Source organism: Desulfosporosinus sp. I2 (genome assembly GCF_000960765.1).
Lineage (GTDB): Bacteria > Bacillota > Desulfitobacteriia > Desulfitobacteriales > Desulfitobacteriaceae > Desulfosporosinus.
The window spans coordinates 55,541-62,748 of sequence record NZ_JYNH01000012.1; the positions used below are offsets into that span (position 1 = coordinate 55,541).

General features: G+C 38.7%; 9 protein-coding genes. 2 read left to right on the forward strand and 7 right to left on the reverse strand.

Translation table 11 applies throughout. From position 1 onward, the window contains the following. The first annotated feature begins 1 nt into the window (after nucleotide 1). Nucleotides 2-1,309, forward strand: coding sequence for a thiolase family protein (locus UF75_RS05410; protein WP_045573581.1), 1,308 nt, complete (start codon nucleotides 2-4; stop codon nucleotides 1,307-1,309). A gap of 523 nt (nucleotides 1,310-1,832) precedes the next feature. Here the strand turns inward: UF75_RS05410 and UF75_RS26840 are convergent. From UF75_RS26840 to UF75_RS05435, 6 genes are all read right to left on the reverse strand, one after another. Then, entirely contained in the window at nucleotides 1,833-2,021 is a 189-nt protein-coding gene (locus UF75_RS26840; RefSeq protein ID WP_242860124.1) for a transposase, read from the reverse strand. Nucleotides 2,022-2,336: 315 nt separating this feature from the next. Next, nucleotides 2,337-3,248, reverse strand: a complete 912-nt coding sequence (locus tag UF75_RS05415) for a glycine betaine ABC transporter substrate-binding protein (protein WP_197079327.1) — start codon at nucleotides 3,246-3,248, stop codon at nucleotides 2,337-2,339. A 13-nt stretch (nucleotides 3,249-3,261) separates the two neighbouring features. Beyond that, a complete protein-coding gene (locus UF75_RS05420; protein WP_045573583.1) occupies nucleotides 3,262-3,918 on the reverse strand; it encodes an ABC transporter permease in 657 nt (218 codons plus the stop codon). Then, nucleotides 3,908-5,047, reverse strand: a complete 1,140-nt coding sequence (locus UF75_RS05425; RefSeq protein WP_045573584.1) for a betaine/proline/choline family ABC transporter ATP-binding protein — start codon at nucleotides 5,045-5,047, stop codon at nucleotides 3,908-3,910. Before UF75_RS05425 ends, UF75_RS05420 begins: the two co-directional genes overlap by 11 nt. Nucleotides 5,048-5,093: 46 nt before the next feature. Further along, nucleotides 5,094-5,285: a hypothetical protein gene (locus UF75_RS05430; RefSeq protein WP_045573585.1), complete on the reverse strand. Its 192-nt coding sequence runs from the start codon at nucleotides 5,283-5,285 to the stop codon at nucleotides 5,094-5,096. A 255-nt stretch (nucleotides 5,286-5,540) separates the two neighbouring features. Then, nucleotides 5,541-5,714 (reverse strand): hypothetical protein, encoded by a 174-nt coding sequence (locus UF75_RS05435; RefSeq protein WP_242860125.1) that lies wholly within the window; start codon nucleotides 5,712-5,714, stop codon nucleotides 5,541-5,543. A gap of 46 nt (nucleotides 5,715-5,760) precedes the next feature. Between UF75_RS05435 and UF75_RS29865 the strand changes: the two genes are divergently transcribed. After that, the gene (locus UF75_RS29865) at nucleotides 5,761-6,393 is read left to right on the forward strand and encodes a hypothetical protein (protein WP_045573586.1); all 633 of its coding nucleotides are present in this window, start codon (nucleotides 5,761-5,763) and stop codon (nucleotides 6,391-6,393) included. 460 nt (nucleotides 6,394-6,853) lie between these two features. On the opposite strand, the gene UF75_RS05445 is transcribed toward UF75_RS29865, so the two are convergent. Beyond that, the coding region (locus UF75_RS05445; protein WP_045573587.1) for a DUF2326 domain-containing protein at nucleotides 6,854-7,208 on the reverse strand (355 nt) is incomplete at its 5' end.

Sequence of the window (7,208 nt, forward strand, 5' to 3'; positions counted from 1 at the left end):
CATGAGCTTCCAGAAAAGTAAAGACGATATCGTTTGTGTTAGTGCAGTTAGAACACCTTTTGGTAAATTCGGTGGTTCAATGAGAGATATTGACATTTACGATCTCGGGGCCATTGCCATGAAAAACGCGATGGAAATGATCAACCTTGATCCGGCTTTAATTGATGAAGTATGGTGGGGTAATGGCGATACCAGTAGCACAAAGGATCCGTTTACACCCGTTGTCGCGCGTCAAACAATGCTAAAAGCTGGGATTTCACCCGAGACCCCTTCGATCGCCTATGACCAAGCCTGCACCTCTGCCCTGAGCACCGTTAAATATGGATCCCGAAGCATCAAACTGGGTGAAGCGGAAATTGTCATGACCGGGGGGGCAACGAGTTTCAGCACTGTTCCCTTTTTACTCCGAGACATTCGCTGGGAAGGAAAAAAGCATTCTTCCTTTATGATCGAAGATCCGATTATTCCCCTAGGCTATAAGGATTATGCACCTGTAGCTGTAGATTCCGGTAACGTAGCCCTTGAGTATGGTGTATCGCGAGAAGAACAAGATGAATTGGCTCTAGGCAGCCATGTTAAATATATTAAAGCTTGGGAACGCGGATTTTTCAAAAATGAAATGCGACCCCTTGAAATAACTCAAAAGGATAAGAGAGGAAATGTCCTCTCTTCCAAAGTCTTAGATATTGATGAGCAATTCCGTCCTGATATCAGTAGGGATAAACTTGCGAAATTAAAACCGATTTTCGGCAACCCAACCTGTACCGCAGGCAATTCCCCAGGAATGAATGACGGTGCTACTGCTCAAATAATCACAACCAGAGAAAATGCAGAGAAATTGGGTTTATCTATTCTTTATACCTTGGTTGCAATTTCTGCGATTGCACTGCAACCAAGAATTATGCCTGTATCACCTGCTTTCGCCATTAAGAAATGTCTTGATGACGCAAAAATGACCATGGATGACATCAAATTGATTGAAATCAATGAAGCCTTTGCCTGCGTCCCCTTGGTTTCACTTAAACTCTTATCCAATGAACGATTCCTAAAGAGTGACTACAGGGCGATGGTCAAAGAAGCCTCAGCTCAACCGATCTTGGATAATGATGATTCTCAATATCAAAAGCTTAAGGAAAAGCTCAATCCTAACGGAAGTGCGATCGCTATCGGTCATCCAAACACAGCAAGTGGTGCACGTATAATGATGACTGCTGCCTATAATCTCAAAGAAAATGGTGGTGGCTATGCGGCTTGTGCTATTTGTGGCGGCTTAACTCAGGGCGCCGGAGCTATAATTTGGGTCGAGTAAGCACTGCTTGCACATAAATCAAATCTCCCCTTACGCCGTTAGCTGTATCCTCAAACTAATCGGCTGCTTCAACATCATCCTCTATCAGAGACAGTAACTCAGCAAAACCTCCTCGCTTCCAAAGCGAGAAAAATCAATCAGATTTGTGGGTTCGAATTTGAACGGATATACTTTGATCATATTTGGAGAGACAGGTATAAACAAACAGAAGCCCATTCGTTCAAAATCGGGCGAATGGGCTTCTGTTTTTCATAAAGTGAGCAAGTGAGAATACTGCAGCAATTTAGCCTCTGTCTAAATTTTACAGCCTCTTATTGTAAATTTAAATTATTTTGCGAATTATCCTTCCATTTGTCTTATTCTCATTAAAAATGGGTACACCTTCCCCTACCCCACAATTATATTCTTATTGAATTGTTTAATTTCTACGAGCTGCTAAAAACCAATTCGGCTTCATACTTCATCAAATATAGCCCTTTTAATAAAAGTCTTACCATTTCTCGTTGAGTTGTAAAATGTTTTCTCAGTCGTCTATCAAAAATAATTGCATTATATTCGATGCAATGAAGATCAAATATAGCACAGCTTCTACTGCCTTCCCTCCATGCACAAAGCAATGCTCTAAACCACATTCACTTTTCAAGTTATTAAAAATCGAATTCTCAATATCCCAACGTGCTCTTATAATTTTAAACAATGTCTTAAGCGCCATATAGAATTACTTGACCTGTGCAATAAGTTGGATTAACTCTTCCGTCAGTCAGTTTATTCAAACCACGTTCGAGATGGTAAACATTCTTCATATATCTCACTAATTTTACAAAGTAGTTTTTTCGCATTTCATCCTCTCTCTCCTTCTGATTTTAGCAGAAAAAAAGGTCTGACAAAAGGTTTAAAAAACTCCGAATTTGATACATTTTGAAATCGGTAAAGATACCAGTGCAATCAATGGTTTGACTGTGGTAGAGGCTAAAGTGCTGTCTGTAAGGATTCTCACTCCCCCCAGATAGTTAGTTAATTGTGTTCTTTACTTATTAATTAAACCTTGGGAAACCAGGTAATCATGGGCCACAGTTTCTGCCTTTAGTCCTTGAGAATCCACCTGGGCGTTGAGACCCTGCATAATTTGTTCATCAAGCTTCCCAGCTAATTGATTCAACGCATCCCCAATTTGAGGATATTTATTTAGAGTATCCTGCCTTATTACAGGCAAAGCATCATAAGGCGGAAAAAATAGCTTATCGTCTTTTAATGTTTTTAAATTAAATACCTTCAGTTGACCATCTGTCGAAAAAGCATCAACTACATTTACATCCCCGCCAGTTAAGGAACGATACATTATACCGTGATCCATTCCTTTAACATCCTTAAAATTCATATTATAGGCTTTTTGCAATCCTGGATATCCATCAGGTCGATCCTTAAATTCAAATTCACACCCAAGAATTAGGGTTTTAGAAACATTGGCTAAATCGCTAAAGGTATTTAAGCCGTATTTTTGCGCTGTTTCCTGTGTTACAGCAAGCGTATAGGTATTGTTAAAACCAAACGGGTTTAATAGCTTGAGGTTATCCTTAGATGTTAACTGTTGTGCTTTATTTAGAGTTTCTTGAGATGTTCCCGTTTTTTCCTGGTAATAATTAGCAACGATCGTCCCTGTGTAGTCCGGATAAAATTGGATATCATTGTTCTGTAAAGCTTTCCAAGCTACATTTGAACCGCCGAGATTCACTTTCCGATTAACAGTAATTTTAGTTTTTGCTTCAATCATATCGGCCATCATATGAGCAAGTATTATATTCTCGGTAAAATTTTTGGAACCAACAGTTATCGTATCCCCAGAACTGGACGGAGTACCGCTCTGACTCTGTCCACAACCAATTAGTGATATGTTGATTAATATTGCAATAATTGATATTAGGACAATATTTTTTTTCATACAGATCCTCCTTTTAGGCTTTTAATCCTCTGGGTGTACTTACTCTTTCCAGCAATCCAAGTAACCAATCGAAACATAAGGCGAGTAGGGCAGCAGGAAAAGCTCCGATTAAGACAAGTGCATCAATATTTCTAGCTATGCCTAAAAAAATAAAATCTCCTAAACCTCCAGCACCAATGAAAGCCGCCAAGGTTGCTGTTCCAACATTTATAACGGTTGCTGTCCGAATACCAGCCATAATAACGCCAAGGGATAATGGCAGTTCAATTTTAGATAATATTTGATAATCCGTCATACCCATTCCTCTTGCCGCTTCAATGGTAGATTTGTTCACATCTTTGATCCCGGTAAAAGTATTACGGATAATAGGTAATAATGAATAGAGAAACAACGCGGCTACCGCTGTTTTAATTCCTATACCGAAAATAGGGATCATGAAACCTAACAACGCCAAGCTTGGAATCGTCTGCAATATACCGGCAACTCCTAATACAGTACCCTCAATAGACTTAATTCGGGTAATGAGAATGCCGAGGGGTATCCCTATTATAATGGCAATCAGCATAGAAAAAAAAACAAGCTGGATATGCTGATACAAGGCCTGCAGCAAGTCCTGCCAACGCATCTGGGTTTGCTGCACAATTTGTATCCACAATGATTCACTTCTCATTTATTTCACCCTTTTCTTCAGACCATTGGCTAGCGAACATACTTAACAATGAGCCACGCGTAACTACTCCGACAATTCTTCGGGATTCGTCAACAACAGGGATGATCCCGAAGGGAGCGTGCGCAATTTCTAATAATGCCTCTTTGGCTGTAGCGGATTGTTCCAGCACGATTTCAGCGGGCTTTATAATCTCCTCAACGGTCTTAATCTTATCTTTTTCAGCTTGTAAATCATACGCAGAAATAATTCCCAATAATTTGCCATTTCCATCTCCAATAATTAGGGTGTCTGTCTTGCGTTGACGCATAAAGCTCATTGCCAAAGCAGGAGTACGCGTTGGCAAAGTGGTGGCTGGATTCTCACGCATCACATCGGTCACCGGTATAAATTCAGGATTTTGATAAATCCGTTTCTTTCCAATAAATTCTTCGACAAATCCATGAGCAGGATTACTAAGAAGTTTGTCAGGCGTATCCAACTGTAGAAGTTCGCCTTCTTTCATTACGGCTATCCGATCGCCTAGTTTTATGGCTTCATCCATGTCATGTGTCACAAAAACTATTGTTTTGCGCATTTCAGCCTGAATTCTTAACAATTCATCTTGTAACTGTTCTCTGGTGATTGGGTCTAAAGCCCCGAAAGGTTCATCCATTAAAATAATGTCTGGATTAGCAGCCAAAGCCCGCACAACTCCGACACGCTGCTGCTGTCCTCCAGAAAGTTCCCTTGGATACCTTTTGGCAAATATCTCCGGTTCCAACCCAACTATGTGTAGTAACTCAGTAACGCGGTTTCTAATTTTATCATTGTTCCATTTCATTAATTTAGGAATCAAAGCTATATTTTCTTCAATCGTATAATGAGGTAATAAACCAATTTGCTGAATAACATAACCAATGTTACGCCGTAACATTACTGGATCGAGTTTATTGATGTCATTACCATCAATAGAAATAGTGCCTTGGGTATGAGGAATTATGCGGTTGATCATTTTCATTGTTGTCGTTTTACCACAACCACTGGGACCAATAAGGACTAAAAATTCACCATCTTTAATCTCAAAGTTTAGTAATTTGACAGCTGTAAAACCATCATTATAAGTTTTGCTGACACGATTGAACGTTATCATGAAAGACTCCTTAACGCATTAATAATCAAACGGGTACCCCAAATCGTCAATTTGTGTTCTTCGTTTCATAGCCACCAGGGTGCTCGCACATGTTTACAATGGGCAGCAATTTTAGACTATCCAAGATTTTCTTTTCTATACAATAAGCAACTATTTTAGAATCTAGTGACCGAGTTCTTAATTCCCCTTTCAGTTCTTCTAGACGGGCATAAAGCTCAAGCTCTTCTCCATAGTACATTCTTCCTCAATTGGCCTAAGCCCCCGCCATGCGTGCTAAGGCCATAATTTCATCTGACTTAATTTCTTCGATTCTACCTGATAACTTATTCCGTACTCCAGCTTTCATCCAACCAATTCCTCATTTCAATATTGTTATCTATAATAACCCAACCATGCTAACTAAATACGCAATGATCGAGAAAAAGAACAATCGCAAACTGAAACCTTTTCTTGTCAGAAAATACTCTATACCTTCCTCACGTAAACCTCTGTCTTACTCCCCTCCTTCCTCCACCCTCAACCCGCTCATCAACTCAAAAACAAAATGCGTTGGTGTGAGAATTTCTATCTTCTCAACCAACGCATTAAATATTTCATCATCAAACTCTTCAAGTAGTGAGTCCCTGTTGTTTAGTGTCTCTAGTATTTCATCAAACCTTTGTTTCAACCCGTCCTTCAAGTCATTTACCTTATCTTCTATCTTATGAGGTGATATGCATGATATTGATGACGGAATAAGAAATGGTCTTACAACAAAATACGAATTTAAGAAATTATGGGGAGATAACACTGATCTTCCCTTTAATAACAATTGGATTGATCACTTAATTTTCGACGTAATTAACTCTAGTCAAGATAAATACCAAATTACATTTAGTCTAGATTTTGATCAGGATCGTAGAAAAGAAACTCAGGATGATATCGGCCCGATCAAGAAAGAGATAAAAGAGGTTGAATCTACTATCGAAAATTGGATGCAGGCATTAGGAAAAGGTATAAAAGGGCTTGTGGAAAGGATTGTGGAAGCCCAAAATAAAGCTGACCTTCTCCGAGAAGAACTGGACCATATAAATATGCTCCAAAAAGAAACAGAAATTAGTGATAAAGCAATTTACGACTTATTAAAAGAAAAAAAGGATGCTCTCTATTCGAATGATGAAAACGAAAAGAAGAGAATCCTTCAAGAATATGTAGATAAGGTTATTGTTAACCTATCCGATAATATTAACACTCTTGACGTAGAGATAACATACAGGGTTTTTAATGGTGGAGGCGAGGCGCACCTATTCAAACCCTCGACAAAACCTCGTCTCGCCTCCACTGTTACGCCAAATGCTATTCTTTAAAACTTGCAAATGCTTAGAATGCAGCCTCACAGCGAGGAGGAGTTAAGGGCAGAGCTCTTTCCCGTGAAACCTATTATTCTATTCTGCTTAATTATTTTTAGTCGCCGAAACTAACTCCGAATAAATTCTTTCCCCGGTACTTGTTACGGCGGTTACTTTGTACCAGTAGGTTGTTCGGACATTAAGTCTGTATTCTTTTTATTTCAGTTTTAATGATTCCGGCTTTCACGTAATAACTCTGGTTATCGTATTTATTTGCTTTAGTCCCATCTAGCATTAATTTGTTGTTTGGCTATAAATATTTTTCCACTTACGACATGCGTTGAGACGATAATAGTGCTATATAGTTATAATGCCGTTGCTATGATGCCTTGAGCTTACAATTAACAGGTGGTCCTTTGACGGCGATTGAAACTTTATAAATAAGCAAATTAAGATGGTACCAAAACCATCTTAATTTCTATTGATCTGATTCAATTTTGAATAATTTACTATCCTGCGAAAGTTCAACCGCAACATGTGCTTTGTCGATAACCCCTTCAGGAAGTTTATCTCGTAAAATAGATACAACCAACTGAATGTCTTTATCTTGAACAAATTCAGCAACTTTAATCAATTGATTGTCATGCATGAGTTCTTTTTTATCATTTAACAAGAAATGTAAGCAAGGTAAATTCTCTTGATCGGCAAAAAGAATATATGCTAAATCAAAGCATAAAATCTCGCCTTGCTTCTTTCCAGAACTCATATTTGCATTAAACGCACTAAATTTGTAAATTTGCTGATTGTTCTTGTTTATTACCTTATCATATTTT

What these genes read in the sequence shown, in the direction of transcription:
- UF75_RS05410 (WP_045573581.1), top strand. Translation starts at nt 2, where the DNA reads ATGAGCTTCCAGAAAAGTAAAGACGATATCGTTTGTGTTAGTGCAGTT.
- UF75_RS05420 (WP_045573583.1), bottom strand. Translation starts at nt 3,918, where the DNA reads ATGAGAAGTGAATCATTGTGGATACAAATTGTGCAGCAAACCCAGATG.
- UF75_RS05415 (WP_197079327.1), bottom strand. Translation starts at nt 3,248, where the DNA reads ATGAAAAAAAATATTGTCCTAATATCAATTATTGCAATATTAATCAAC.
- UF75_RS29865 (WP_045573586.1), top strand. Translation starts at nt 5,761, where the DNA reads ATGCATGATATTGATGACGGAATAAGAAATGGTCTTACAACAAAATAC.
- UF75_RS26840 (WP_242860124.1), bottom strand. Translation starts at nt 2,021, where the DNA reads ATGGCGCTTAAGACATTGTTTAAAATTATAAGAGCACGTTGGGATATT.
- UF75_RS05430 (WP_045573585.1), bottom strand. Translation starts at nt 5,285, where the DNA reads ATGTACTATGGAGAAGAGCTTGAGCTTTATGCCCGTCTAGAAGAACTG.
- UF75_RS05425 (WP_045573584.1), bottom strand. Translation starts at nt 5,047, where the DNA reads ATGATAACGTTCAATCGTGTCAGCAAAACTTATAATGATGGTTTTACA.